This is a genomic window from Pseudomonas phytophila, from assembly GCF_025643095.1.
Lineage (GTDB): Bacteria > Pseudomonadota > Gammaproteobacteria > Pseudomonadales > Pseudomonadaceae > Aquipseudomonas > Aquipseudomonas quasicaspiana.
This window is the reverse complement of sequence record NZ_CP081201.1, coordinates 1,849,209-1,875,395: the sequence shown is the minus strand read 5'-3', so window position 1 is coordinate 1,875,395 and position 26,187 is coordinate 1,849,209. Positions and strand designations below refer to the sequence as shown.

At 56.1% G+C, this 26,187-nt stretch carries 22 protein-coding genes and 2 tRNA genes; 14 read left to right on the top strand and 10 right to left on the bottom strand.

Features of this window, described 5'->3' with window-relative positions:
• The 3 genes from aspS to K3169_RS08335 form a co-directional block, all read right to left on the bottom strand.
• Complete coding sequence (gene aspS, locus K3169_RS08345; RefSeq protein WP_027898223.1) at nucleotides 1–1,776, bottom strand: aspartate--tRNA ligase; 1,776 nt, start codon at nucleotides 1,774–1,776, stop codon at nucleotides 1–3.
• A gap of 315 nt (nucleotides 1,777–2,091) precedes the next feature.
• A complete protein-coding gene (locus K3169_RS08340) occupies nucleotides 2,092–2,433 on the bottom strand; it encodes a ribbon-helix-helix domain-containing protein (RefSeq protein ID WP_049826719.1) in 342 nt (113 codons plus the stop codon).
• 336 nt (nucleotides 2,434–2,769) lie between these two features.
• On the bottom strand, nucleotides 2,770–3,243 hold the full coding sequence (locus K3169_RS08335; RefSeq protein ID WP_027898221.1) for a Dps family protein: 474 nt from the start codon (nucleotides 3,241–3,243) through the stop codon (nucleotides 2,770–2,772).
• 378 nt (nucleotides 3,244–3,621) lie between these two features.
• Between K3169_RS08335 and K3169_RS29585 the strand changes: the two genes are divergently transcribed.
• On the top strand, nucleotides 3,622–4,224 hold the full coding sequence (locus K3169_RS29585; protein ID WP_317633755.1) for a cold-shock protein: 603 nt from the start codon (nucleotides 3,622–3,624) through the stop codon (nucleotides 4,222–4,224).
• Nucleotides 4,225–4,293: 69 nt separating this feature from the next.
• Here the strand turns inward: K3169_RS29585 and K3169_RS08325 are convergent, their stop codons facing one another.
• Together K3169_RS08325 and K3169_RS08320 are read right to left on the bottom strand one after the other, a co-directional pair.
• Entirely contained in the window at nucleotides 4,294–4,500 is a 207-nt protein-coding gene (locus K3169_RS08325; protein WP_027898115.1) for a SlyX family protein, read from the bottom strand.
• Entirely contained in the window at nucleotides 4,497–4,928 is a 432-nt protein-coding gene (locus K3169_RS08320; protein ID WP_231675590.1) for an HIT family protein, read from the bottom strand. Before K3169_RS08320 ends, K3169_RS08325 begins: the two co-directional genes overlap by 4 nt.
• A 1,008-nt stretch (nucleotides 4,929–5,936) precedes the next feature.
• Here K3169_RS08320 and K3169_RS08315 point away from each other — a divergent pair.
• The 3 genes from K3169_RS08315 (at nucleotide 5,937) to K3169_RS08305 (ending at nucleotide 10,187) form a co-directional block, all read left to right on the top strand.
• On the top strand, nucleotides 5,937–7,274 hold the full coding sequence (locus K3169_RS08315) for an OprD family porin (RefSeq protein ID WP_231675591.1): 1,338 nt from the start codon (nucleotides 5,937–5,939) through the stop codon (nucleotides 7,272–7,274).
• 170 nt (nucleotides 7,275–7,444) lie between these two features.
• A complete protein-coding gene (locus K3169_RS08310) occupies nucleotides 7,445–9,160 on the top strand; it encodes a proline--tRNA ligase (protein ID WP_231675592.1) in 1,716 nt (571 codons plus the stop codon).
• Between the two features lie 73 nt (nucleotides 9,161–9,233).
• Complete coding sequence (locus K3169_RS08305) at nucleotides 9,234–10,187, top strand: hypothetical protein (RefSeq protein ID WP_231675593.1); 954 nt, start codon at nucleotides 9,234–9,236, stop codon at nucleotides 10,185–10,187.
• A gap of 127 nt (nucleotides 10,188–10,314) precedes the next feature.
• Here K3169_RS08305 and dinB read toward each other — a convergent pair whose 3' ends face one another.
• On the bottom strand, nucleotides 10,315–11,376 hold the full coding sequence (gene dinB, locus K3169_RS08300) for a DNA polymerase IV (RefSeq protein WP_122397205.1): 1,062 nt from the start codon (nucleotides 11,374–11,376) through the stop codon (nucleotides 10,315–10,317).
• 260 nt (nucleotides 11,377–11,636) lie between these two features.
• Here dinB and K3169_RS08295 point away from each other — a divergent pair.
• From K3169_RS08295 to K3169_RS08280, 4 genes are all read left to right on the top strand, one after another.
• A tRNA-Met gene (locus K3169_RS08295) sits at nucleotides 11,637–11,713 on the top strand.
• A 304-nt stretch (nucleotides 11,714–12,017) separates the two neighbouring features.
• A tRNA-Met gene (locus tag K3169_RS08290) sits at nucleotides 12,018–12,094 on the top strand.
• Nucleotides 12,095–12,420: 326 nt separating this feature from the next.
• On the top strand, nucleotides 12,421–15,063 hold the full coding sequence (gene mprF, locus K3169_RS08285) for a bifunctional lysylphosphatidylglycerol flippase/synthetase MprF (RefSeq protein WP_099269065.1): 2,643 nt from the start codon (nucleotides 12,421–12,423) through the stop codon (nucleotides 15,061–15,063).
• Nucleotides 15,063–16,397, top strand: coding sequence for a virulence factor family protein (locus K3169_RS08280; RefSeq protein WP_263270983.1), 1,335 nt, complete (start codon nucleotides 15,063–15,065; stop codon nucleotides 16,395–16,397). The genes mprF and K3169_RS08280 overlap by 1 nt, the downstream gene beginning before the upstream one ends.
• 153 nt (nucleotides 16,398–16,550) lie before the next feature.
• Here K3169_RS08280 and K3169_RS08275 read toward each other — a convergent pair whose 3' ends face one another.
• Nucleotides 16,551–18,449 (bottom strand): potassium transporter Kup, encoded by a 1,899-nt coding sequence (locus tag K3169_RS08275; protein ID WP_231675594.1) that lies wholly within the window; start codon nucleotides 18,447–18,449, stop codon nucleotides 16,551–16,553.
• 290 nt (nucleotides 18,450–18,739) lie between these two features.
• Here K3169_RS08275 and rimO point away from each other — a divergent pair, with 290 nt between their 5' ends.
• The 5 genes from rimO to tsaA all read left to right on the top strand — a co-directional run bounded on the left by rimO (nucleotide 18,740) and on the right by tsaA (nucleotide 23,136).
• The gene (gene rimO, locus K3169_RS08270) at nucleotides 18,740–20,083 is read left to right on the top strand and encodes a 30S ribosomal protein S12 methylthiotransferase RimO (RefSeq protein WP_027898609.1); all 1,344 of its coding nucleotides are present in this window, start codon (nucleotides 18,740–18,742) and stop codon (nucleotides 20,081–20,083) included.
• 372 nt (nucleotides 20,084–20,455) lie between these two features.
• Entirely contained in the window at nucleotides 20,456–20,908 is a 453-nt protein-coding gene (locus K3169_RS08265) for a GNAT family N-acetyltransferase (protein WP_231675595.1), read from the top strand.
• 138 nt (nucleotides 20,909–21,046) lie between these two features.
• On the top strand, nucleotides 21,047–21,757 hold the full coding sequence (locus tag K3169_RS08260; RefSeq protein ID WP_027901803.1) for an rRNA pseudouridine synthase: 711 nt from the start codon (nucleotides 21,047–21,049) through the stop codon (nucleotides 21,755–21,757).
• Nucleotides 21,758–21,823: 66 nt separating this feature from the next.
• The gene (locus K3169_RS08255; protein ID WP_231665651.1) at nucleotides 21,824–22,285 is read left to right on the top strand and encodes a DUF1456 family protein; all 462 of its coding nucleotides are present in this window, start codon (nucleotides 21,824–21,826) and stop codon (nucleotides 22,283–22,285) included.
• Between the two features lie 146 nt (nucleotides 22,286–22,431).
• Nucleotides 22,432–23,136: a tRNA (N6-threonylcarbamoyladenosine(37)-N6)-methyltransferase TrmO gene (tsaA, locus tag K3169_RS08250; RefSeq protein ID WP_231665650.1), complete on the top strand. Its 705-nt coding sequence runs from the start codon at nucleotides 22,432–22,434 to the stop codon at nucleotides 23,134–23,136.
• Between the two features lie 112 nt (nucleotides 23,137–23,248).
• Here tsaA and fpr read toward each other — a convergent pair whose 3' ends face one another.
• A complete protein-coding gene (gene fpr / locus K3169_RS08245; RefSeq protein WP_002554680.1) occupies nucleotides 23,249–24,028 on the bottom strand; it encodes a ferredoxin-NADP reductase in 780 nt (259 codons plus the stop codon).
• Nucleotides 24,029–24,149: 121 nt separating this feature from the next.
• Here fpr and K3169_RS08240 point away from each other — a divergent pair, with 121 nt between their 5' ends.
• Nucleotides 24,150–25,085: a LysR family transcriptional regulator gene (locus K3169_RS08240; protein WP_099270069.1), complete on the top strand. Its 936-nt coding sequence runs from the start codon at nucleotides 24,150–24,152 to the stop codon at nucleotides 25,083–25,085.
• Here K3169_RS08240 and K3169_RS08235 read toward each other — a convergent pair.
• Together K3169_RS08235 and erdR are read right to left on the bottom strand one after the other, a co-directional pair.
• On the bottom strand, nucleotides 25,082–25,447 hold the full coding sequence (locus K3169_RS08235; RefSeq protein WP_099270068.1) for a diacylglycerol kinase: 366 nt from the start codon (nucleotides 25,445–25,447) through the stop codon (nucleotides 25,082–25,084). The two genes, K3169_RS08240 and K3169_RS08235, sit on opposite strands and share 4 nt — an antisense overlap.
• Before the next feature lie 81 nt (nucleotides 25,448–25,528).
• Nucleotides 25,529–26,179 (bottom strand): response regulator transcription factor ErdR, encoded by a 651-nt coding sequence (gene erdR / locus K3169_RS08230; protein WP_027901808.1) that lies wholly within the window; start codon nucleotides 26,177–26,179, stop codon nucleotides 25,529–25,531.
• Between the last annotated feature and the right edge of the window lie 8 nt (nucleotides 26,180–26,187).

Sequence of the window (26,187 nt, the reverse complement as noted above, 5' to 3'; positions counted from 1 at the left end):
TTACTCAGCCTTTGGCTGTTCACGCAAACGGATATGCAGCTCACGCAGTGCCTTGGCATCCACCACACCAGGTGCCTGGGTCATGACGTCAGCCGCGCTCTGGGTTTTAGGGAACGCGATCACTTCACGGATGGATTGCGCACCGGTCATCAGCATGACCAGACGATCCAGACCGAACGCCAGACCACCGTGCGGCGGTGCACCGTACTTCAAAGCGTCGAGCAGGAAGCCGAACTTTTCCTGCTGCTCGTCTTCGGCAATGCCCAGCAAGCGGAAGACCGCCTGTTGCATTTCCTTGCGATGGATACGGATCGAGCCGCCACCCAGCTCGGTGCCGTTGAGCACCATGTCGTAGGCACGGGACAGAGCGGTTGCCGGATTGGCTTCCAGTTCTTCCGGGGTGCACTTCGGCGCAGTGAACGGGTGGTGCAATGCAGTGAAGCTGCCGTCGTCGTTCTCTTCGAACATCGGGAAGTCCACGACCCACATCGGTGCCCACTCGCAAGTGTGCAGTTTGAAGTCGTTACCGACCTTGATCCGCAGCGCGCCGAGGGCTTCGCTGACGATCTTGGCTTTGTCTGCGCCGAAGAACACGATATCGCCATCTACCGCGCCAACACGATCCAGGATCACATTGAGGTTGGCTTCAGGGATGTTCTTCACGATTGGCGACTGCAGGCCTTCAACACCGGCAGCACGCTCGTTGACCTTGATGTACGCCAGGCCCTTGGCACCATAGATGCTGACGAACTTGGTGTAGTCGTCGATCTGTTTACGCGGAATGCTCGCCCCGCCAGGAACGCGCAGCGCGGCAATACGGCATTTCGGATCGTTGGCCGGGCCGCTGAATACCTTGAAATCAACTTCTTTAAGCTGATCAGCAACGTCAACCAGTTCCAGCGGGTTACGCAGGTCCGGCTTGTCGGAGCCATAACGGCGCATGGCTTCTTCAAAAGTCATGTGCGGGAAATCGCCGAACTCCAGGTCCAGTACTTCCTTGAACAACTGACGAATCATCTTCTCGGTCAGACCGATGATGTCTTCTTCATTGAGGAAGCTGGTCTCGATGTCGATCTGGGTGAATTCCGGCTGGCGGTCAGCACGCAGGTCTTCATCGCGGAAGCACTTGGCGATCTGGTAGTAGCGGTCAAAGCCGGCAACCATCAGCAGTTGTTTGAACAACTGCGGGGATTGCGGCAAGGCAAAGAAGCTGCCCGGGTGTGTGCGGCTAGGCACCAGATAGTCGCGAGCGCCTTCCGGAGTAGCGCGAGTCAGGATCGGCGTCTCGACATCAAGGAAGCCGTTGTCATCCAGGTAGCGACGGATGCTGGTGGTGATGCGCGAGCGCAGACGCAGCTTCTCGGCCATTTCCGGGCGACGCAGGTCGATGAAGCGATAGCGCAGGCGGGTTTCTTCGCCAACATCGGAATATTCGTTGAGCGGGAACGGCGGGGTTTCCGACTCGTTCAGCACTTCCAGCTCGTAGCCAAGCACTTCGATGGCGCCGGACGCCATGTTGGTATTGACGGCACCGGCCGGGCGAGCACGCACCTTGCCGGTGAGCTTGACGACATATTCGCTGCGAACACGGTCGGCAGCGGCGAAAGTATCTGCGCGGTCGGGGTCAAACACCACCTGAGCCATACCTTCACGATCACGGATGTCGAGGAAAATCACACCCCCGTGGTCACGACGGCGGTGGACCCATCCGCAAAGGGTAATTTCCTGACCTTCCAGGCTCTCGTTCAATTGGCCGCAATAATGGCTGCGCATCATGATGGTCTGTTCACTTCTCGTAATTCGAAATTCGGTGGAGCTTTCGCTCTTGGCTTGCGCTCAATAGTGCAAGAGCCCAGGCACGCGTTCAAGCCGTCAGCCCGTCGCTGCGCACTGCAGGCGCAGACGTGCCCGTTTTTAGCAAGGCCGGGGATTATATAGCGTTAATCAAGAGCGTGCAGCCGCGCAAACCGAACAGATCGAGATAACTTGCCGCGGCGTGCGGCTCAGGGCAACGCAGCCGCTGGAGGAACGCGCTACAAAAGCAGGCCCGCCCGGAAAGCGAGCCCGCAAAATAGGGGTACGTCAACTGCGTTAAGCTTGTCTCAGATCCAGGCTGTCACCCTTCAAAAGATGAGCAACACACACGACCCTGATAAGGCCGCTGAAATTCTTTACGCCGCCATAGCGCAAATGCACCTCCCGGTCGATATAAGAAAGTACCGCATTGACAGAGCAATCATTTGATCTGGCAATCGTGGACAGGATATTCCAGTACACATGCTCCAGACGCAAACAGGTGGCCAGACCATTAAGCCGCACCGACTTGGAATGGGGTTGAGCCAGAGCCATATTGAAATCTTCGACAAACGGATCATTGCAAATTTTCGCGTGACGTTTCAGGTCTTTTACGTCGCATTCGACCTCTTGAACCATAGCGGCTTCCTCTAAACTATAAAATCGGGTCCCATGAGAAACATTTAAATATAAATAAATGTCCGACTATCAGGCCCGATTTACGTTTAGATAACCAGCCGCATTAAGACTTAGAGCGTGTAGGACATGACCACAAAGCACTGAGGAATAAAGAGTAACTAGTAACAACTAAACACTAAACGCATCTGAAGGTAATGAATAGTTATAGACTTTCTAAAAACCATGCCGGGTAGGCGGCAGAGGCTCAGGCAGGCAAGGGGCGATGAGGCTATCAGCCCCCGGAGATCAGACAGGCGAGAAGTGCGACGCACCACTCGCCTGACACTCATTTGACCGTTACTTGGTTTCCAGCATCGAGCGAAGCATCCACGCCGTTTTTTCGTGGACCTGCATTCTTTGCGTCAGTAAATCGGCAGTCGGTTCGTCACTAACCTTATCCAGAAGAGGAAAAAGACTACGAGCAGTACGCACTACAGCCTCTTGTCCCTGAACCAGACTTCTGATCATATCTTCGGCACCCGGTACACCCTCTTCTTCTTTGATCGAAGAAAGACGCGCATACGTTGTATAAGTACCTGGAGCCGGGAAGCCCAGCGCACGAATACGTTCGGCAATGGAATCAACCGCCAGGGCCAGTTCGTTGTACTGCTCTTCAAACATCAGATGCAGCGTGCGAAACATCGGACCACTGACGTTCCAGTGAAAGTTATGAGTTTTCAAGTAAAGCACGTAGGTATCTGCGAGCAAATGAGAAAGACCATCGACGATTGACTTGCGATTCTCTTCGCTGATACCGATATCGATTGCCATGTATTTCCCCTTTCAATTGATGGTTTTAATCCAGCAGGTACAGAGGCCACTGTATCAAGACACAGGGCAGGACGCAGCCCTGCTTTGCAAATACCTACCCTGCGTCAGTCGGAACGACCATGCCCCGATTGGGGACCACCGAACACCGCCCGTCGCTTTGTCACGTCCGGGGCTGCCACTGTGCGATGTAACGCAAGCTGTTGATTTGAGTAGCTCTGAGCTTTGCTGTTAAATACACCGCGTGTCGCGGCAGCTGATTGATCAGGCTGCCGCGCATAGGCTGAAAGATCACGCGTGCCTCACGCCTCCACTTTTCAAGAAGCGTACCGGGTGCCTTCAGCTATTTCCTTGCGATCCATCTTAATGTGAGTCATCAACATGTTGAAAATAGTCCACCTGCTAACGGGAGCCGCAGCCCTGCTGCTTTCCTTTATCCCCAGCCTGCGCAGTGAAGCTCTGTCTTCGCTGCTGCAACCCGATGCGCTTTATCTGGCATTCTTCGGCCTGCTCAATCTTGTACTGGCACCCGTGATCCCCTACTGGAACAGAGGCCCACGTCATCATCTGCAGAATCTGGTCAGTGCGTTACTGGTTCTTGCTGTAGTTATTCAAATCCTGACCTTGCTTGTCCCTCTCGATACCATCGCCGGTCAACCGGCAATCGTCGCAGCGCTGACCGCGGCACTGGTCGCAGTTGCCTTGCATCTGGCCGTCAGCTTTTACCGGTCCTCCCCGTCACCTGCTGCGCAAAGCCACGACATGACCAACCGCGATACGGGCACCGTAAAGTGGTTCAACACGTCCAAGGGCTTCGGCTTCATTTCCCGCGACTCCGGCGACGATATCTTCGTGCACTTCCGGGCTATTCGCGGCGAAGGTCACCGGGTACTGGTTGAAGGTCAACGTGTAGAGTTTTCGGTGATGAATCGCGACAAGGGCTTGCAGGCAGAGGATGTGATTGCCGCTTTGCCACGCCGCTGATTCTTTCTACCGCAATACAAAAACGGCCTTCTATATATAGAAGGCCGTTTTTTTGTGCGGTGCGAAAACTCAGTAATGAGGCGGAGGCGCATCCTCGCCGAAAATCTCGAACTGACTCCCCATTTCCTCCTGACGCTTGAGCATTGCCGCAAATTGCTGCTGCAGACGATCCAATGCTCGTTGCTGAGCAACCAGTACGTCATTCAACGCCTGAATAGTATCGTCCTGGAAAGCCAGTCGGCTCTCCAGATCGGTCACTCGTGCCTCCAGACTCATACCGACTCCTCCGCGAAGATGAAGTCCTTGACCAGAACCGCTCGCAGCTGATCCTTGACCAGTGAAAACTCCTGCGCCGTATAAGGCGTAGCCGGATGCTTGCCCCAGACAGGCGCCGGCCATGCGATGTCGCTTCGCCGCCGCACGATCACATGCATATGCAGTTGACTGACGACGTTACCCAACGCTGCCACATTGAGCTTGTCAGCGTTGAACAAGTCCTTCAATTGCTCTGACAGCAGCGTAGTTTCCTGCCACAACTGCAACTGATCCCGCGCATCCAGCTGGAACACCTCGCTAATATCCGGACGCCGAGGCACCAGAATGAACCAGGGATAATTTGAATCATTGGACAGCAGCAGTCGGCACAACGGGAAATCGCCGATCACTAAAGTATCTTCTTGCAAGCGTGAATCCAGAGCGAACACGATGTAACTCCTGATCTACAGGTTAAATTTGCGCCGACTTGTATTTCAGATATCGCCGCACAGTAACCGGCAGGATACTCGGGAAAAACCTCGACTTCATCGCTTACCTGACTCACGAGCATTTTTTTGCCAGCAGCCCACGCTCTGCGTCTTGCTTATTCAGCCGACAGACGCGATAGCATCACGCACCAGCAAATACCCCAGAGCGCAGACAGCGCCCCTTTTTCGCGCACCGCCACCGATACCATCGTTACAACCGTTGTTACATATCGCTACAGGTCAAACGACCTGAGCCTATAAGCCACGACCCCGCAAAACCGATTGCGTCATGAATATGAAACGCTACGGAGCAGCCAGGGAGTGACGCACGAGAATAGAGACCCACATTAATGCATCACAGGCTGTCATCGCACCAAAACAACCCACCTTGTCTCTACAGATAGCCCGGTCATGGAGAATCCCCACATGCCAAACGCACCGGGGTAACGCTGTCGACGGCCAAACACGCTATCCAGACGGAAAATCTCAATTCCCCTTTAAAAACAAGGAAATATTTTCCTCTTTAATTTCATGTGGTTAGCGTAAAAAACGAAAGTAAATACTAGTTTTTTCACGTTTTTTTCTCATTCTGCTTAGCTTTGTGCACGGTTGTTGCTATGTTACTGGGCAAGGTTGAGCGATCTTCTGGCGGAGAACAGAGGACGAGCAGCCACGAAAGGTGGAGAAAATCATCCACTAAAGGAAGGAATACGCAGGTAAGGCACAAGCTTCATATTTCAATGGCCCGATCGTTGATGATCAGTACCGTTGGAGGCTTTGTGTTTGCGACAAGGACCGTAATTATTTGCGACAGCGCTGTAAAGATTTTGCAAGGTTAGGTCTGTAACTATAGCCACCATTGTCAGCGAGATATAAGTTTCGCCGACACAAAAAAAGAAAGAGCCGTCCAGATAAAAAAACCGGTGGACGGCGGTACTCTTCTCTTAAAAACCAAAGGAGCAAGTCACAATGAGAGTGATGAAGTGGAGCGCAATCGCACTGGCCGTTACTGCTGCCAGCACCCAATTGGCAACGGCTGCACCGTTTGTCAGCGATCAGGCTGATGCCAAGGGTTTCATTGAAGGCAGCACGCTGGACGTGAAGGCTCGCAACTACTATTTCAACCGCGACAACCGGAGCGGCAGCAGTGATCAGCGTGACTGGACCCAAGGTTTCTGGGGCAACTTCAGCACTGGCTACACGCAAGGCACCATTGGTGTCGGCGTCGAAGCATTCGGCTACTGGGGTCTGAAGCTGGATGGTCAGGACCAATATGCCGGCTCGGGCAACCTGAGCCTCGATCGCCAAGGCAATAACCGCGATGAGCAGGGTAAAGTCGGTGGCGCTGTCAAATTCCGCGTTTCGAAGACTGAACTGAAAGTCGGCGACATGCAGCCTACAAGCCCGGTATTCGCAGTCGGCGGCTCTCGCCTCTTGCCTCAGACAGCCAGCGGTATCAGCCTGCAGAGCAGCGAGATCGCAGGTCTGGATGTTGAAGCAGGTCACTTCTACTCCGGCACCAGCCAAAACGACAACAGCCACGATGGCGGCATCTATTCCAACTATTCAGGTGTGGAAGCAAGCTCGGCCGATTTCGCAGGCGGTAAATACGCCATCACCGACAGCCTCGGTGTAGCTTTCTATGCGGCCAAGCTGGAAGACATCTGGAACCAGTACTACGCCAACGTGAACTACGCGCTGCCTCTGACTGACGATCAGTCCCTGGCGTTCGATGCCAACATCTACCGCACCACTGATGCTGGTAGTGCCAAAGCTGGCGACATCAGTAACACTGCATTCTCCGGCTCGGTTGCCTATTCGTTTGCAGCCGCGCACACCGTGACTCTGGCCTTCCAGAAAATCAATGGTGATACACCATTCGATTACATCGGTATCGGCGACAACAACAAGGGTGGCGACTCGATCTTCCTGAATAACTCCATCCAGTACTCCGACTTCAACGGTCCTGGCGAGAAATCCTGGCAGGCTCGCTATGACTTGAACATGGCTCCGTACGGCGTGCCTGGCTTGAGCTTCATGACTCGCTACATCAAGGGCTACGACATCGACGGTACTGGCTTGGCAGCGAACTCCCAGTACCGCAATAGCGCTGGCGCTCCACTGTACGGTGCAGACGGCAAGCACCACGAGACCAACCTTGAAGCCAAGTATGTGGTTCAGACCGGCCCCGTCAAAGACCTGTCGTTCCGCATCCGTCAAGCATGGCACCGCGCCAATGCTGACCAGGGTGAAGGCGACGTTAACGAGTTCCGCCTGATTGTCGACTACCCGATTTCGGTCCTGTAATCGCCACTCAGCTTCTCGTTTAAAGAAAGCCCGGCTCATGCCGGGCTTTTTCATATATGAATGAATCTGATTTCGCTGCAATCCTGAGGCGGTCGCGGCCTGTACGAGACTAGACACTGTCCGTACAATGCCCAGTCATTTCCAGTCTCAGCAACCGACAACGGCCAACCATGCGCACCAGTCAATTTTTGCTCGCCACACAGAAAGAAACCCCTTCCGATGCGGTCGTGATCAGCCACCAGCTCATGCTGCGTGCGGGCATGATTCGCAAACTTGCTTCCGGCCTTTACACCTGGCTGCCCATGGGCTTGCGCGTATTACGCAAGGTCGAAGCCATCGTTCGTGAAGAAATGGACGCTGCTGGCGCACTGGAAGTACTGATGCCGGGTATTCAGCCCGCCGAGTTATGGCAAGAGTCCGGCCGCTGGGAACAGTACGGCCCTGAACTGATGCGCCTGACAGACCGGCACAACCGTGAATTCTGCCTGGGTCCGACCCACGAAGAAGTCATCACCGATCTGGCCCGCAACGAGCTTAATAGCTATAAACAGCTGCCGATCAATCTGTACCAGATCCAGACCAAATTCCGCGACGAAATTCGCCCGCGCTTCGGTCTGATGCGTGGCCGCGAGTTCGTCATGAAAGACGCCTACTCGTTCCATGCTGATCACGCTTCATTGCAGATCACCTACGATCGCATGCACCTGGCTTACTGCAACGTGTTCTCGCGTCTGGGCCTGAAATTCCGCCCGGTTGAGGCCGATAACGGCTCGATCGGTGGCGCAGGCTCCCACGAGTTCCACGTCCTGGCTGAATCTGGCGAAGACGATATCGTGTTCAGCAATGGTTCCGATTACGCCGCCAACATTGAGAAAGCCGAAGCTGTACCTCGGGAAACCAGCCGTGGCGCTGCAACTGAAGAATTGCGTCTGATCGACACCCCGGATACCAAGACCATTGCGCAACTGGTAGAAGGCTTCAACCTGCCGATTGAAAAGACCATCAAGACCCTGGTGGTACACGCCGCAGAAGAAGGCAAGCTGATTGCACTGATCATTCGTGGCGACCACGAACTGAACGAAATCAAAGCCGCCAAACTTGAGCAGGTTGCAAGCCCTCTGGTCATGGCCTCCGAAGCCGAACTGCGCGCTGCAATCGGTGCCGGTGCCGGCTCCCTGGGCCCGCTGAATCTGCCGCTGACTTGCATCATCGACCGTTCGGTGGAATTGATGAGCGACTTCGCCATTGGTGCAAACATCGACGACAAGCACTACTTCGGCGTCAACTGGGAACGCGACCTGCCGGTTCCAGCCGTCGCCGATCTGCGTAACGTCGTGGCTGGCGACCCTAGCCCGGATGGCAAAGGCACCCTCGAAATCAAACGCGGAATCGAGGTCGGCCACATCTTCCAGCTGGGCACCAAGTACAGCGAAGCCATGAAGTGTCAGGTGCTGGGCGAGAACGGCAAACCGGTGAACCTGTCCATGGGCTGCTACGGCATCGGTGTTTCCCGCGTGGTTGCTGCTGCAATCGAGCAGAACAGCGACGATAACGGCATTATCTGGAATGACACTCTGGCGCCCTTCCAGATCGCTCTGGTTCCACTGCGCTACGAAACTGACGCAGTCCGCGAAGCGACCGACAAGCTGTACGCCGAACTGACCGCCGCAGGTTTCGAAGTACTGCTTGATGATCGCGACAAGAAAACCAGCCCTGGCAACAAGTTTGCCGACATGGAGCTGATTGGCATACCGCATCGTATCGTCGTCAGTGATCGCGGCCTTGCCGAAGGCAACCTGGAATACAAGAGCCGGACCGAGTCCGAAGCCCAGGCCCTGCCGGTTGCCGAGGTACTGTCCTTCATCCAGGGCCGCGTCAGCCGCTGAGTCCTGATAGCGCCCATCGAAAGATGGGCGCTATCGTTTCAGCAACGACGCGCCTTAATTCGCAAGAGATCTCATGTTCAAGCGATCCCCTTTCAGCCTGGGCTGCGTGCTGTTTTGCGCCACCCTGGTCAGCGGTTGCGCCAATCAACTGTCGCAACGCAGCGAGCACGAAGAACGCATCGAGCGCAAATTGCTCTCGCACAGCGTCCAGATCGACCTCGGCGAGCCCAAAACCCTTGAGTTGCCGCAACGACGTGTGCGCATCCACGAGCAACGGACCTTTGAGGTCACCGAATTTGAAGTAACTCGTCTTTACGACCGGTACACGCCCTATCAGCCCTGGCGGGAAATCTACGAGATTCCCCTCGGTGCAGTGGCCGTTGTCGCGGGCGTCGGTGCCAACGTGGTCAATGTCTTCGCTCTGGGCCGCCTACCGGACAGCGTGACCAAAGACTGGATCAACTACGGTGTCGCCGGGCTCAACCCTTTCATGAATGCACCTTCCCACGGGCGCGCTCAGCAAAACCTGGCAGGTATTAACGAAGTACAGCAGGACAAGAGAATCGAAAACACGACACTGCCGTGGAGTGAACGCCCGGTAACGGTCAAGGCTGGATCCCAGACGCATGAACTGATGACCGATCGCAATGGCGTACTGCGCCTGAGCCTGCTGGACAGCCCGTTTGCTGAACAGGATTTGAGTCATGTCACCCGCCTGTATTTGAGCGTCGAAGATGATCAGGACAACACCCACGCCAATGCAGACCTGGTGGTCAGTCGTAGCCTGCGCGGCAAATTGATCGAAGCTCATGGCCTGATTTACGACGATCTGGAAGATGACGAAGTTAGCCAGTGGGTTTACCGGGTCAAGCGCCTTTCTGATCTGGGACTTGAAGAAGAAGCCAGCGACCTCGAACAAAGCCTGATCGAAATGACACGGGACGATCCGCAGTTGCAGCGCGATTTCCTGAAATCGCTGGCCAAGGATGCGGGCCGACTGGTAGCAGATCCCGGCGCGGAAAAGTGACCTGAAACGCTCTGTTTTTCTGTAGGAGCTGCCGAAGGCTGCGAAGCATTTATCCTGACATACCGCCTTCGCAGCCTTCGGCAGCGCCTAAGAGTAAGTAACCTGTTTGCTTCGCGATAAGGCGCGGTCAGCGCGCAAACAGCTCCAACTGCTCATGTGCTTTTCGCAAGTCATGCAGACGCACACCAATCCCCAGCAAACGGACCGGCTTGCCGCCCCTGGCAAATGCCTGCGTGAGCAGATGCTCGAAGCTGTCCAGATCCCGACCAATCCCTGCCTGCTCAAGTGTCGTCTGGGTGAAATCGTGAAACTTCACCTTCACGAACGGTTTGCCAGGCCGGTATTGCCCCTCCATCCGCTCTATTCGCCCGTTCAAGGTTTCGAGCAGCTCAGGGAGCTTTTTCAGGCAACTGACCAGATCCGGAAGATCAGTGTCGTAGGTATTTTCCACGCTCACGGACTGACGCCTGCTGTCATTCTGGACGGGACGCTCATCTATACCGCGAGCCAGCCCCCACAAACGCTCGCCGAACGAACCAAACTCTCGCACCAGCGCCAGCTTTTTCCAGTCGCGCAGATCAGTACAACTGACAATCCCCAGCTTTCCCAACTTGTCGGCAGTCACCTTGCCGACACCGTGCAGCTTGTTGACGGGTAATTGCGCAACAAAATCTTCGACCTGATCCGGGGTAATCACAAACAAGCCGTTGGGCTTCTTCCAGTCGCTGGCAATCTTGGCCAGAAACTTGTTAGGTGCAACACCGGCCGACACAGTGATATGCAGCTGTTTAGAGACGCGGCGCCTAATGTCCTGCGCAATACGCGTCGCACTGCCGGAAAAATGACTGGCGTCGGACACATCGAGGTACGCCTCATCCAGCGACAAAGGCTCAATGAGGTCGGTGTAGTCACGGAAGATGGTCTGGATTTCTTTGGATGCTTCTTTATAAGCATCCATTCTCGGCTTGACGATGGTGAGGTCAGGGCAAAGCTTCAACGCGTGCCGCGACGACATGGCCGAGCGCACACCATAAGCGCGGGCTTCGTAATTGCAGGTCGCAATGACTCCTCGTCTGTCCGCAGAACCACCCACTGCAAGCGGCTTGTCCGCCAGTCGAGGGTCATCACGCATTTCGATGGCTGCATAGAAGCAATCACAGTCAACATGGATGATTTTTCGCTGCGTCATGTAGGCATTATGCGGGAGGCGTGGCAGGTCAGTATCTCACTCGTATCGACATGTGACATCTCATGATGCGCTCGCCCGAGAAAATTTGATGTATCTGCGTCACTATTCGACTCCCCAACATTGCATGACAGGCCCGCACAGCGGGGCCTACAGCTTGTCCGAACGGTCAATAAACGGTGCTAAGCGATTGAAGGAAAAGAAATTTCCGAAAATTAGTCATTGACAGCCCGGCGTTCCTCTGTAGAATGCCGCCACACAGACGCGGGATGGAGCAGTCTGGTAGCTCGTCGGGCTCATAACCCGAAGGTCGTCGGTTCAAATCCGGCTCCCGCAACCAAACATCAAAAAAGGCTACTCGAAAGAGTGGCCTTTTTTGTGCGTGTCGTTTGAGGACGGTCCGAAAACAACTGCATGAGCTTACGAGCATTTGTCTGAAAAACCGCCATCAGTGCCTCGCGGTGCCGTGAGTGCCTACAGAAAAAGGTCAATCCGAAAGGCTGTAACCTCATGGAACGTGACGAGCAAAAATCTTTACCCGTCCGGCACTTAAATCTCCAACCACTCAATTCAAACTTATTTGCCGACTTTCCACATTAAAGGTTGACACCTCGTCGTTCGGCTGTAGAATGCCGCCACACAGACGCGGGATGGAGCAGTCTGGTAGCTCGTCGGGCTCATAACCCGAAGGTCGTCGGTTCAAATCCGGCTCCCGCAACCAAACATCAAAAAAGGCTACTCGAAAGAGTGGCCTTTTTTGTGCGCGCCTAAAAACAGGGCAACCCGTTGGCTGGAAAGCAATTTTCCCTTCCCCTCCCCGCAACACACCCTCTCGTTGTAACGTAACATTACAAAACCCGACAGTTTTGCAGCCCTCTGCCGATAGCTGTTTAATAGCTGAACTGTTGCTGAACAGCTCCATGAACAAACAGGCTCCATTCGCTCGTTAGACGATGACGCGCTAACATCTCGAAATATTTTTTGCGTAGGGATTGGTAACTTGGCTGTATACCTCCATTCTGTCGCGCACGATCCAAGGAGTGATTGATGCGCGCCAACCCGTCAGAACCGAACGAAGCAGTTACGGCGAATCAACCCATCCAACCTGCCCGCCTCCAATGGCTGGAGTTGTTGAGTAAATATCGCCAGCCCATAGGCCTGGGCGTTACGTTGCTGCTATTTGCCGTGGCCTTGATTGCTTGCCGACACATGTTGAGCGAGCTTGATCTCTATGCATTGCAGGATTCATTGCTGAGTGTGCCTGCCGCGTCTCTGGCAGGTGCCCTGCTGGCCACGGTGATCGGCTTCATTATTCTGCTGGGCTATGAATGGTCTGCCAGTCGTTACGCCGGGGTTGATCTACCCAACAAAACCCTCGCCATGGGCGGCTTCACAGCCTTCGCCATTGGTAACGCCGTAGGCCTGTCGATGCTGTCGGGCGGTTCGGTGCGCTATCGACTGTACTCCCGCAAAGGTATTGGCGCGGTCGAAGTAGCCCGTATGACGCTGTTTGCCAGCCTTTCTCTAGGATGCGCCCTGCCACCGCTGGCAGCACTGGCAACCCTGAGCAATCTGTCCGGAGCATCGCTGGCGCTGCACACCCCGGTAAACGTGCTGGCAGGCATCGCTATTGGCGTACTCGTGCTGACCGCTGTGCTGGCCATTGCAATTTATCGCCGCCGACTGCCCGAGCAGACCATCCCGCATACCCTGCTGGTGCGTGCCGGACGCCGCACTCTGCGCCTTCCCGGCGTACGCCTGACGCTGATGCAACTGGTGATTACGGCACTGGACGTTGCGGCCGCTGCGACTGTTCTCTACCTCCTGCTGCCACAATCCCCTCCCTTCGGTGCATTTGTACTGGTGTATCTGCTGGCCCTCGCCGCTGGCGTGCTTAGCCATGTACCCGGTGGCGTGGGAGTTTTCGAGGCCATCCTGCTCGCCGCCTTTGCCAACGAGCTTGGCGCCGCCCCGCTGGCTGCTGCGTTGCTGCTGTATCGGATGATTTACGTCGTCCTGCCACTGTTACTGGCGTGTCTGGTGCTGCTGTTTACTGAAGGTCAGCGGTTGCTGCCAACCAAACAGGCGATGCGCGTCGCTTCGGGTCTGGCGGCACCGATTCTGGCGCTGCTGGTGTTCCTCTCAGGCGTCGTACTGCTGTTCTCTGGCGCGACCCCGGAAATCGATACGCGCCTGGAAGACCTGGGATTCCTTATCCCTCATCGGCTGATCAACCTTTCGCACTTTGGCGCCAGCCTGATTGGCGTCCTGTGCCTGCTGCTGGCTCAAGGGCTGCGCCGTCGCCTCTCGGCCGCATGGATGCTGACGGTCATCCTGCTACTGGCAGGTGCAGCACTGTCGATGCTCAAAGGCTTCGATTATGAAGAAGCCACACTGCTGATCCTGACCGCAGCGCTGCTGGCTATCTTCCGTCGCTCTTTCTACCGCCCGAGCCGTCTGCTGGAGCTGCCCTTCTCGCCGCTGTATCTGGTAGCGACCCTGTGCGTGTTGGGCGCTTCATTCTGGCTGCTGCTGTTCGCCTATCAGGACGTGCCCTACAGCCATCAGTTGTGGTGGCAGTTCACGCTGGACGCGGATGCCCCCCGCGGCTTGCGCTCTGCATTGGGCAGCGCCGTCTTGTTGATCATTATTTCCCTGACCTGGTTACTGCGCACTGCGCGCCCGGTCATCAAGCTGCCAGACGCTTCGGAGCTGGCCAAGGCCGCCGAGATCGTCAATGCGTCGTCACAGCCTGACGGCGGGCTGGTGCTGACCGGTGACAAGGCTGTCCTGCTGCACCCACAAGGCAATGCATTTCTGATGTACGCCCATCGGGGCCGCAGCCTGGTGGCCCTCTATGATCCGATCGGCCCAACCCAACAGCGCGCCGAGCTGATCTGGCAATTCCGTGACCTGTGTGATGTGCACCACGCCCGGCCAGTGTTCTATCAAGTGCGCGCAGAAAATCTGCCGTTCTATATGGACATCGGCCTGACCGCGATCAAGCTGGGTGAAGAGGCACGCGTCAACTTGCTGCGCTTTGATATCGAAGCCAAGGGCAAGGAAATGAAAGACCTGCGCTACACCTGGAATCGGGGTGGACGTGACGGTTTGTCACTGGAGATCTATGAAGCAGGTCAGGCACCGCTGGAGGAGCTGAAAATCATCTCCGACGCCTGGCTTACCGGCAAGAATGTCCGTGAAAAAGGCTTCTCGCTGGGTCGTTTCAGCCCTGAGTACCTCAAGCATTTCCGTATCGCTATCATCCACTTCGAAGGCAAGCCGGTGGCGTTCGCCAACCTGCTGGAGACTTCGCGTCGTGACCTTGCCAGCCTGGACCTGATGCGCGCTCACCCTGATGCACCGAAGCTGACCATGGAGTTCATGATGGTCGGGCTGATTCTGTATTACAAAGAACACGGCTACGAACGCTTCAGCCTGGGCATGGTGCCGCTGTCGGGCTTGCAACCGCGCCGTGGCGCGCCTCTGACCCAGCGCCTGGGTTCGATGGTGTTCCGTCGCGGCGAGCAGCTCTACAACTTCCAGGGTCTGCGTCGCTTCAAAGACAAATTCCAGCCTGACTGGGAACCTCGCTATATGGCCGTGCCCGCCGGACTCGATCCGCTGGTGGCACTGGCTGACACCGCTGCCCTGATTGCGGGCGGCCTGACTGGATTGGTGAAACGCTGATGATTCAACGCTACCGGCGCATTTTGCTCGCAGCACTGCTGTTTGTTGTGGTTCTGATTCTCGGGGTATGGCTGTGGAGCCGCCCCGCCCCACCGGCAACACTGGACCGTTCAACATTGACCGACGGCTCGGCCCTGACCACTGTCACACCGGGCACCCGAGCCAAGGTTCGTGTCGCACTGGCAGTCACCGCAGACGACTTGCTGTCGGACAAACAACTGCAGGCGCTGAGCCAGGATGCCTCTGCCCGAATCATTCAGGTCGTACTGCCCAAAGCAGACTGCACATTGCAGCAGAAGACCTTCAACGAGGCGCTTGGCAAACTCGACGAAGCGCCGACCGTTGTGGCCGGTATCGGCCCAGGCGCAACGCTCGCATGGCGCTGGCTCGCCGGGCAGAACAACGACAAGGCGGAGGCCATTTCAGTAGGCTTCTATCTGGAAGTACCTTCTCAGCCGGTCAAGGCACTTGAGCCCGACGAGACCCCACCGGTGATCTGTGACGTGCCGCTGCCCAAAACCGCGCCACACGGTCACTGGATGGTGGCATGGAACGATGCACCGGACGATGAGCCTGCAGCGTTCGTGCGCGATCAGGCCAACGCCGATACCAGCATCAGCGATTACGACATCAAGCTGCCACAAGTCCTCAACAGCGAGCTGCGCCGCAAGCTGGTCGGCGAAGACGATAAAGGCGGCGGTCTGGGTATCCCTGTGGTGGAAGTGCCTGCTGCTCAACCCTCGGATACCGTAACGCTGTTCCTGTCCGGTGACGGTGGCTGGCGTGATCTGGACAAGGTTGTTGCCGGGGATATGGCCGGCATGGGCTATCCAGTGGTTGGTATCGACGTGCTGCGTTATTACTGGGAACACAAGTCCCCTGAGCAGACCGCAGCTGACCTGACCGAGCTGATGCAGCACTACCGTCAGAAATGGGGTGCCAAGCGTTTTATTCTGGCGGGTTACTCGTTCGGCGCAGATGTACTGCCAGCGGTTTATAACCGTCTGGCGCAAGAAGATCAGGACCGAGTCGACGGCATGATTCTGCTGGCTTTCGCACGCACTGGCAGTTTCGAGATTCGCGTCGATGGCTGGCTAGGTGCGGCAGGCAAGGATCTGCAAACGGGTCCGGAAATGGCGAAATTGCCGGGCGATAAAGTGCTGTGCGTGTATGGCGTGGAAGAGATCAAGGAAAGTGGCTGTACTGATACCACGGCTGTTGGCGAGAAACTCCAACTGCCTGGGGGTCACCACTTCGACGAAAACTACCCGGTTCTGGCCAAGCGTTTGATTGCTTTCATCAACAAGCGTCAGGGCAAGACCACAGCGCAGTAAGTCGCTTTAAGGCAACACAAAAAAATCCCCGTCAGCTGTGAGGCTGCGGGGATTTTTTGTTTTGGCTAATGCCTGTCTTGATAGCTACAACGTCATCGCGGGCAAGCGCGCTCCTACAACTGCAACGCAATCTTGCCCTTTGCTTACCGCGCCCTACATTTCAACCTGCGTCCCCAGCTCGATAACCCGGTTGAAAGGCAACTTGAAGAAGCGCAGATTTCCGTTGGCGTTCTTTAACATGAAGGCAAACAGCGCCTCACGCCATCGGGCCATTCCTACAATCTTCGAAGGGATCACCGTTTCGCGACTCAGGAAATAAGTCGTGCGCATTGGGCTGAAATCCAGCTCTTCCAAGTGACACAGGGCCAGTGCAGCGGGCACATCCGGCTCATCAATAAAGCCAAAATGCAGGATCACTCGATAGAAGCCTTCGCCATAAGCCTCAACTTCAAAACGCTGATGCGCTGGCACACGAGGCGTGTCCTCATAGACCACCGTCAGCAACACCACCTGCTCGTGCAGCACCTGGTTGTGCAGCATGTTGTGCAACAGCGCATGCGGAACGGCATCACTGCGAGCAGTCAGGAACACCGCTGTGCCCTGAACCCGGTGCGGCGGCTGAACACGGATACTGCTGATGAAAATCGGCAGCGGCAGCCCGCCCTCATCGATACGCTCCACCAGCAGTTGCTTACCGCGCTTCCAGGTGGTCATCAGGATAAACAACACCACCCCGGCAATGACCGGGAACGCGCCACCCTGAATGACTTTAGGCACGTTGGCAGCGAAGAACAGACTGTCCACCAGAAGCAGCGCCAACAACAGCGGCACCGCCAGAACTGCAGGCCACTTCCAGAGCAGCAGCATGACCGACGACACCAGAATGGTGGTGCAGAACATGGTCCCGGTTACCGCAACGCCATAGGCCGAGGCCAGCGCGCCAGAAGACTCGAACCCCAATACCAGCAGAATCACACCGACCATCAACGACCAGTTCACCGCGCCAATATAAATCTGGCCCTGGGCGTCACTGGACGTATGCTGAATGTGCATGCGCGGGATGTAGCCAAGCTGGATCGCCTGCAAGGTCATGGAGAACGCGCCGGAAATCACCGCTTGTGAGGCGATTACCGTCGCCAGCGTCGACAGCCCGATCAGCGGCAGCAAAGCCCAACCGGGTGCCAACAGATAGAAAGGGTTACGTGCCGCTTCGGGATTTTCCAGAACCAGCGCGCCCTGACCGAAATAGTTGAGCACCAGCGCGGGAAGCACCAGCGCAAACCAGGCACGAGCAATCGGCTTGCGACCAAAATGGCCCATGTCGGCGTACAGCGCTTCGGCACCGGTCAGCGCCAACACCACTGCACCGAGGATTGCGACGCCGATGCCTGGATGAACGATAAAGAAGCGCACGGCCCACACCGGGTTCATGGCATGCAGCACTTCCGGCTGATGCGCAATGCCATTGATCCCCAACAGCCCAAGCACGACAAACCAGGTGACCATCACCGGCCCGAACAAAACGCCGATACGCGCAGTGCCATGACGCTGAATCAAAAACAGCGCAACCAGCACCACCAGCGCCATCGGCACTACCCAGTGATCGATACCATCAAAGGCCAGCTCCAGCCCTTCCATGGCCGACAGCACCGAGATCGCCGGGGTAATCATGCTATCCCCGTAAAACAGCGCGGCACCGAACAGACCGAAAACGACCATGGTCATTTGCAGTTTCGGATACTTGATGGTGGCCCGACGCGCCAGGGCGGTAAGCGCCATGATGCCGCCCTCGCCCTGGTTATCAGCACGCAGGATGAACGCCATGTACTTGAAGGAAACGACCCAGATCAGTGACCAGAAGATCAGCGACAGAATGCCGAGTACGGCGTCATGGGTGACGTCTACGCCATAACCGCCCTGAAACACCTCTTTCAAGGTGTACAGCGGGCTGGTGCCGATATCGCCGTAAACCACACCAACCGCGGCGATCAACAGCGCGAAGGGTTTTGACACTGGATGTCCGGTTCCAGCCTGACTGTTTGCTTGACTCATTTACCACTCCTGAAACCTGGGTTTGAACCGCAAAAGCACACGACAGTGCTCAGACTCACCCATACAGATTGCGTGCTGGTGGCTACGCAAAAACCAGACATATTTCGTAACGACGCGAAGCATAGCGCAGCACTCGTCGTAATTCTCTGCATAACACTGGTCAATCGCAGGGCTGATCGCTAGAATTGCGCACTTTTTGATCAGAGGCGCACGAATCCTGTACGGGATACCAGCGCCCAGCTGTTGCCTCGGCTAAATGCCGAAGCCCACATCTCCGCCGAGGTTAGTCAATGTCCACCGTCACCACGCCATCCGCTCCCAAGGTCGGGTTCGTCAGTCTGGGTTGCCCAAAAGCTTTGGTTGACTCCGAGCGCATCCTCACCCAACTGCGCATGGAAGGCTACGAAGTCGTGCCGACTTATCAGGACGCCGATGTTGTTGTGGTCAACACCTGCGGCTTCATCGACGCGGCCAAGGCTGAATCGCTGGAAGTGATTGGCGACGCCATCAAAGAAAACGGCAAGGTCATCGTCACCGGTTGCATGGGTGTTGATGAAAGCGTGATCCGTGACGTGCATCCAAGCGTACTGTCCGTAACCGGCCCGCAGCAGTATGAGCAAGTGGTCAACGCAGTGCATGATGCCGCGCCACCCAACCTCAATCACAACCCGCTGATCGATCTGGTGCCGCCACAAGGCGTCAAGCTGACCCCGCGCCATTACGCATACCTGAAAATTTCCGAAGGCTGCAATCACAGTTGCAGCTTCTGCATTATCCCGTCGATGCGCGGCAAGCTGGTCAGCCGCCCGGTGGGCGATGTGCTCGACGAAGCACAGCGTCTGGTCAAATCCGGCGTGAAAGAACTGCTGGTGATCTCTCAGGACACCAGTGCCTACGGTGTCGACATCAAGTACCGCACCGGCTTCTGGAATGGCGCTCCGGTCAAGACACGCATGACCGAGCTGTGCCAGGCCCTCAGCACCATGGGCGTCTGGGTCCGTCTGCACTACGTTTATCCGTATCCGCACGTTGACGAGCTGATTCCACTGATGGCAGCCGGGAAAATCCTGCCGTATCTGGATATCCCCTTCCAGCACGCCAGCCCGAAAGTCCTTAAGCTGATGAAGCGCCCGGCTTTCGAAGACAAGACCCTGGCCCGCATCAAGAACTGGCGCGAACAGTGCCCGGACCTGATCATCCGCTCCACCTTCATCGTTGGCTTCCCCGGCGAAACCGAAGAAGACTTCCAATACCTGCTGGACTGGCTGACCGAAGCGCAACTGGATCGCGTCGGTTGCTTCCAGTACTCGCCGGTTGAGGGCGCGCCGGCCAACCTGCTGGACGCGGCCATTGTGCCGGACGACGTCAAACAGGATCGCTGGGACCGCTTCATGGCGCACCAACAGGCCATCAGCGCAGCTCGCCTGCAAATGAAAATCGGCCGGGAAATCGAAGTGCTGATTGACGAAGTTGACGAACAAGGCGCCGTAGGCCGCTGCTTCTTCGACGCACCGGAAATTGACGGCAACGTATTCATCGCTCTGGATGAAAACAGCACCCTCAAGCCAGGCGACAAAGTAATGTGCCGCGTTACCGACGCAGACGAATACGACCTTTGGGCCGAGACGCTCTGACCCTCCGTTGAGCTGATGCAACAAAACAGCCCTGCCCTTCAAACGGCGGGGCTTTTTTTGCCTTCGAAGGGGCTAAGCTAGTCCGTGTGCACTGCTTCTTGTCGAACAGATGTAATCCTTTAAGTGAAATGCATTTTTTGTAGAAGATCGCCCCGTATCCCAGACACCGCGCTGTCTCAAACCAAATATTGAACCTGAGCGCACGAGCACCGCGAGGCCGCGATAGCGGTGTATCAGACAGACCGCCATCGCTGCCTCGCGGTGCTCGTGAGCTCCTACAGAAAAGCATTCCATATCAGAAACTTGTAGTTTTTTGATGAGAGACAGCGACGTGTCAGGAACACAAAGCGATCTTCAATGGAGCCAAACCCCATGCAACATCCGGCGATTTCCAGCGCGGATAAAAATGACTATCCGCAACTGATCCAGGTCTGGGAAAGCGCCGTCCGCGCGAGCCATGACTTTTTGCCAGAAGCTTACATCGTGCAGCTTAGAGAGCTGTTACTGACCCGCTATCTGGATACCGTGACGCTGTTCTGCACCCGGGATTCGCACCTGAACATCACGGGCTTTGCTGGCGTCAGCATCGGCAAGCTGGAGATGCTGTTCATTGAGGCCGACCATCGCGGCCAAGGGCTAGGCAAACAGCTACTGGATTACAGCATCAAACACTTCAGGATCCGCGAGCTGGACGTCAACGAACAAAACCCACAGGCATTGGGCTTTTACCTCAAGCAGGGCTTCGAAGTGATCAACCGTACGGAAGTGGACGGGCTTGGACAGCCGTATCCGATGTTGCGGATGAGGCTGGAGCAGCGGCTTTGATACCAGGCCCCCTCTTGCAGGAGCTGCCTCGACGGCGAGGGCAGCGACCCGATTACACACCATTTGCAATGTTGCCGCGATTAACCTTGCGCGCACGGGTACAATGTCGGCCTTTCTCCCACGTAACGGCTTTTTTTCATGTCAGAACCCATCCGCCTCTCCAAACGCCTGATCGAACTCACCGGCTGCTCCCGCCGGGAGGCTGAGCTGTATATCGAAGGCGGCTGGGTCACCGTGGACGGTAAAGTCATCGATGAACCGCAGTACAAGGTTGATACCGAAACCGTCGTCCTTGATCGCGAAGCCAAGGCCGATGCGCCCGAGCCGGTGACCATCATTTTCCACAAACCGGCCGCCCTCAGCGAAGCCGATGCGCTGGCACTGATTACCCCTGCCACCCTCTCGGAAGAACACAGCTTTGGTAAACGTCCGCTCAAAGGGCACTTTCTGCGTCTTGAACCCATCTCGACCCTGCAGGCCAATGCCAGCGGCCTGATGGTGTTCAGCCAGGACTGGAAAATCCTGCGCAAACTCACCGATGACCGCAGCAAGATCGAGCAAGAGTACGTGGTGGAAATCTCCGGCGAGATGGTCGCCCACGGCCTCAACCGTCTCAATCACGGCATGACTTACAAGGGCACAGAACTGCCCAAGGTCAAAGCCAGCTGGCAGAGCGAGAACCGCCTGCGTTTCGCGATGAAAAACCCTCAGCCTGGCGTAATCGCCCAGATGTGTGAGGCCGTGGGCCTGAAGATCGTTTCAGTCCGCCGTATCCGCATTGGCGGCGTGTCCATGGGCAAGCTTCCCGAAGGCCAATGGCGCTACATGACTTCCAAAGAGAAGTTCTAAATTCAGTTCAATGCTGCATGACCCGCTCATGCAACGTGACCCCAGCCTTATCAGGATTTACGCATCATGATGAACAACGACGTATTGCGCAGCGTGCGCTACATGCTTGATATCAGCGACGGCAAGATTGTCGACATCACAAAGCTTGGCGGAATGGAAATTTCCAAGGCTGATGTCATCGCTTTCACCAAAAAGGAAGAGGAAGAAGGCTATCTGAATTGCAGCGATGAAATCATGGCGCACTTCCTGGATGGTCTGGTGATCTTCAAGCGCGGCAAGGACGAGAGCCGTCCGCCTCAGCCAGTCGAACTGCCCGTCACCAACAACACCGTGCTGAAGAAACTGCGCGTTGCCTTCGAGCTTAAAGAAGAAGACATGCACGCCATTCTCAAGTCAGTGGAATTTCCGGTATCCAAGCCTGAACTGAGCGCTCTGTTCCGCAAATTCGGTCACAGCAACTACCGTACGTGTGGCGACCAGTTGCTGCGCAACTTCCTCAAGGGCCTGACCCTGCGGGTTCGCGGCTGATCCATTTTCTACTGCCGCGTAGAAAACCTGTGGGAGCGAATTCATTCGCGAATAAGGCCTTCAGTACCATCGAGATGTATTGGATGTACCGGCCCTTTCGCGAATAAATTCGCTCCCACGGTCAAACTTCAATTCAGACACATCTTATGCCTGACTCCTACACCGTCTCCCCCATCGGCTTCGTCCGCTCCTGCTTCAAGGAGAAGTTCGCCATTCCGCGCCAGCCACAACTGGCGCCAGCGGCCCGCGGCGTGCTGGAACTGGTCGCGCCGTTCGATCAGGGGGATGCGGTGCAAGGTCTGGAGCAGGTCAGCCATGTCTGGTTGCTGTTCCTCTTTCATCTGGCACTGGAAGAAAAGCCTCGCCTGAAAGTACGTCCCCCGAGACTGGGCGGTAATCAGTCGATGGGCGTATTCGCGACCCGCGCTACCCATCGTCCAAATGGCATCGGCCAGTCGGTGGTAAAACTGGACAAAGTCGAAGCCGGACGTCTGTATTTGTCGGGCATCGACCTGCTGGACGGCACGCCAGTATTGGACATCAAGCCCTACGTGCCTTACGCCGACAACGTGCCGAGTGCCACCAACGCTATCGCGAACGCCGCCCCTGAACTCATTCCAGTGGATTGGGAAGCGTCAGCCTTGAAGCAGGCTCACGAGCACGGCTCGCGTCTCGATGAGCCTCTGATCGAGTTGATCGAGCAATGCCTGGCGCAGGATCCTCGCCCCGCCTATCAGACACCGACTCCGGAACGCCGCTACGGTGCGCAGTTCTGGGATCTGGACGTACGCTGGCACTATCCCGAGCCTGGTGTCATCAAGGTGCTCGAAGTGGTGCTGGCGAACGCCTGATCAGGCCATTTATCTGCGCCCACAAAAAAACCGCCCGGTCCGTGACCCCCAGGCGGTTTTCTTGTCACATCAGCGGAATGTGCGAACACATTCCACCCCGTAATTTCAGCGCTTACTTCTCGACGAATGCACGCTCGATCAGATAATCGCCCGGCTCACGCATACGCGGAGAAACCGTCAGACCGAAGCTGTTGAGCACTTCGCTGGTTTCATCGAGCATGCTTGGGCTACCGCACAACATGGCGCGGTCGTCCTGAGGGTTGATCGGTGGCAGCCCGATGTCGCTGAACAACTTGCCGCTACGCATCAGGTCAGTCAAACGACCTTCGTTCTCGAACGGCTCGCGCGTAACAGTTGGGTAGTAGATCAGCTTGTCGCGCAGTGCTTCGCCGAAGAACTCGTTCTGTGGCAGGTGTTCGGTGATGAATTCGCGGTAAGCGACTTCGTTCACGTAACGCACGCCATGACACAGAATGACTTTCTCGAAGCGCTCGTAGGTTTCAGGGTCCTGAATGACGCTCATGAACGGCGCCAGACCGGTACCGGTGCTGAGCAGGTAAAGATGCTTGCCCGGCTTGAGGTCGTCGAGTACCAGCGTGCCTGTAGGCTTTTTGCTGATGATGATCTCGTCGCCTTCCTTCAAGTGTTGCAGCTGCGAAGTCAGGGGACCGTCAGGCACTTTGATGCTGAAAAATTCGAGATGCTCTTCCCAGTTCGGGCTGGCGATGGAATAGGCGCGCATGAGCGGGCGACCGTTTGGCTGCTGCAGACCAATCATGACGAACTGACCGTTCTCGAAACGCAGACCTGGATCGCGGGTGCACTTGAAACTGAAGAGTGTGTCGTTCCAGTGGTGGACGCTTAGAACACGCTCGTGGTTCATGTTGCTCATTGACGTGAAAACTCCTGAAATTCGCTTGCGCCGGGGAGGAACGCTATTGCGCAGTATTCTAGTGGGAAGCACAATATCTGTTAAATGAATTATTAAGATATGGGTAATCGGTTATATAGATATGCGATTTACTTTACGTCAACTTCAGGTTTTTGTAGCCGTCGCCCAGCAGGAAAGCGTTTCCCGTGCGGCGATCCTTCTGTCGCTATCGCAATCGGCGGCCAGTACCTCCATCACCGAACTGGAGCGCCAGTCCAGTTGCCAGCTGTTTGATCGTGCCGGCAAACGTCTTAGCCTGAATGCCACCGGACGGCAGTTGCTCCCCAAGGCGGTTGCCCTGCTGGACCAGGCAAAAGAGATCGAAGACCTGCTCAATGGCAAGTCCGGCTTCGGCTCACTGGCGGTGGGCGCCACCCTGACCATTGGCAACTATCTGGCGACGCTGTTGATCGGCAGCTTTATGCAGCGTCACCCGGAAAGCCAGGTCAAACTGCATGTGCAGAACACCGCGCACATCGTGCAGCAAGTTGCCCACTACGAAATTGACCTCGGTCTGATCGAGGGTGATTGCACTCATCCTGACATTGAGGTGCAGCGCTGGGTCGAAGACGAACTGGTGGTGTTCTGCGCGCCTCAGCATCCGCTGGCCAAACGCGGGCACGCCAGCCTGGAAGAGTTGACTGGAGAAGCGTGGATTCTGCGCGAGCAAGGTTCAGGCACACGCCTGACGTTTGATCAGGCGATGCGTCATCATCGTAATGCACTGAATGTGCGTCTGGAGCTTGAACACACCGAAGCCATCAAACGTGCCGTGGAATCGGGTCTGGGTATTGGCTGCATTTCCCGACTGGCGCTCAGGGATGCAATTCGGCGCGGCAGTCTGGTGGCGGTGGAAACACCGGAGCTGGACCTGTCCAGAGAGTTTTACTTCATCTGGCACAAGCAGAAGTATCAAACCTCTGCCATGCGTGAGTTTCTCGACCTGTGTCGGTCATTGACCGAAGGGGTGCAACGCAGTGACGAAATCGTGCTGCCGAGCATGTACCCGGTGACTTAACCGAACAGAATCAACAACCAGACTGCGGCGATCATGGTCAGCGAGACCATCTGGGCCGCACTGCCCATGTCCTTGGCATTTTTCGAAAGCGGATGCAAGTCCAGCGAGATGCGGTCGATGGCTGCTTCGACCGCCGAATTGAGCAGCTCAACGATCAACGCCAGCAGACAGACCGCGATCAACAGTGCCCGCTCGCCTTTGCTGACGTCGACTATTAATGCCAGCGGCACAAGGACCACATTGAGAAGCACCAGTTGCCGGAATGCAGCTTCACCCTTGAAAGCGGCAGACAGGCCATCGAACGAATAACCGGCGGCATTCAGGATACGTTTCAGGCCCGTTTGGCCTTTGAAAGGAGACATAGATAGGCTGCTGTGCAAAAAAGATGATGGAAGCTAATTCAGGACAGATCAAAAATATGTGAACGCCTGTAGCGCTCTGGATTATCCGTTCGGGGAAATGGATTCCAGCTGTTGCAGAAGCAACGCAGCCTGGGTCCGGGTACGGACTCCCAGCTTGCGGAATATCGCGGTGACATGGGCCTTGATCGTAGCTTCAGACACAGTCAGCTCATAGGCAATCTGCTTGTTCAGCAATCCCTCACAGACCATTGTCAGAACCCTGAACTGCTGAGGCGTCAAACTGGCCAGGCCAGCACTCGCAGCTTTGGCTTCGTCAGAAACACTGACGGTTTCATTGACCTGAGGCGGCCACCAGACATCGCCTTCAAGAACCGTGCGTACCGCCTTCTGAATAGTCTCCAATGGGCTCGACTTGGGAATGAAACCACTGGCACCAAACTCCCGGGACCTGACGACAATCGCAGCCTCTTCCTGCGCCGAAACCATTACCACCGGTATTTGCGGATATTGCCCGCGCAGCAGCACCAGACCGGAAAAGCCATAAGCGCCCGGCATGTTCAAATCCAGCAACACCAGATCCCAGTCGGATTTTTCACCCAGGCAGGCTTCCAGCTGAGCAATGCTATCGGCTTCCACCAGCCTCACGTCCGGGCCAAGGCCAAGGCTTAACGCCTGATGCAACGCGCTGCGAAACAGCGGATGGTCATCGGCAATCAGGATTTCGTAAGTCATGGGGTGTT

Coding starts and splice junctions, on each gene's coding strand:
- mprF (WP_099269065.1), top strand. CDS start 12,421: ATGCGCGCCAACCCGTCAGAACCGAACGAAGCAGTTACGGCGAATCAA.
- fpr (WP_002554680.1), bottom strand. CDS start 24,028: ATGAGCAACATGAACCACGAGCGTGTTCTAAGCGTCCACCACTGGAAC.
- K3169_RS08260 (WP_027901803.1), top strand. CDS start 21,047: ATGTCAGAACCCATCCGCCTCTCCAAACGCCTGATCGAACTCACCGGC.
- K3169_RS08305 (WP_231675593.1), top strand. CDS start 9,234: ATGTTCAAGCGATCCCCTTTCAGCCTGGGCTGCGTGCTGTTTTGCGCC.
- tsaA (WP_231665650.1), top strand. CDS start 22,432: ATGCCTGACTCCTACACCGTCTCCCCCATCGGCTTCGTCCGCTCCTGC.
- K3169_RS08235 (WP_099270068.1), bottom strand. CDS start 25,447: ATGTCTCCTTTCAAAGGCCAAACGGGCCTGAAACGTATCCTGAATGCC.
- K3169_RS29585 (WP_317633755.1), top strand. CDS start 3,622: ATGTTGAAAATAGTCCACCTGCTAACGGGAGCCGCAGCCCTGCTGCTT.
- aspS (WP_027898223.1), bottom strand. CDS start 1,776: ATGATGCGCAGCCATTATTGCGGCCAATTGAACGAGAGCCTGGAAGGT.
- dinB (WP_122397205.1), bottom strand. CDS start 11,376: ATGACGCAGCGAAAAATCATCCATGTTGACTGTGATTGCTTCTATGCA.
- rimO (WP_027898609.1), top strand. CDS start 18,740: ATGTCCACCGTCACCACGCCATCCGCTCCCAAGGTCGGGTTCGTCAGT.
- K3169_RS08340 (WP_049826719.1), bottom strand. CDS start 2,433: ATGGTTCAAGAGGTCGAATGCGACGTAAAAGACCTGAAACGTCACGCG.
- K3169_RS08325 (WP_027898115.1), bottom strand. CDS start 4,500: ATGAGTCTGGAGGCACGAGTGACCGATCTGGAGAGCCGACTGGCTTTC.
- K3169_RS08315 (WP_231675591.1), top strand. CDS start 5,937: ATGAGAGTGATGAAGTGGAGCGCAATCGCACTGGCCGTTACTGCTGCC.
- K3169_RS08335 (WP_027898221.1), bottom strand. CDS start 3,243: ATGGCAATCGATATCGGTATCAGCGAAGAGAATCGCAAGTCAATCGTC.
- K3169_RS08240 (WP_099270069.1), top strand. CDS start 24,150: ATGCGATTTACTTTACGTCAACTTCAGGTTTTTGTAGCCGTCGCCCAG.
- K3169_RS08255 (WP_231665651.1), top strand. CDS start 21,824: ATGATGAACAACGACGTATTGCGCAGCGTGCGCTACATGCTTGATATC.
- K3169_RS08310 (WP_231675592.1), top strand. CDS start 7,445: ATGCGCACCAGTCAATTTTTGCTCGCCACACAGAAAGAAACCCCTTCC.
- K3169_RS08280 (WP_263270983.1), top strand. CDS start 15,063: ATGATTCAACGCTACCGGCGCATTTTGCTCGCAGCACTGCTGTTTGTT.
- K3169_RS08265 (WP_231675595.1), top strand. CDS start 20,456: ATGCAACATCCGGCGATTTCCAGCGCGGATAAAAATGACTATCCGCAA.
- K3169_RS08275 (WP_231675594.1), bottom strand. CDS start 18,449: ATGAGTCAAGCAAACAGTCAGGCTGGAACCGGACATCCAGTGTCAAAA.
- erdR (WP_027901808.1), bottom strand. CDS start 26,179: ATGACTTACGAAATCCTGATTGCCGATGACCATCCGCTGTTTCGCAGC.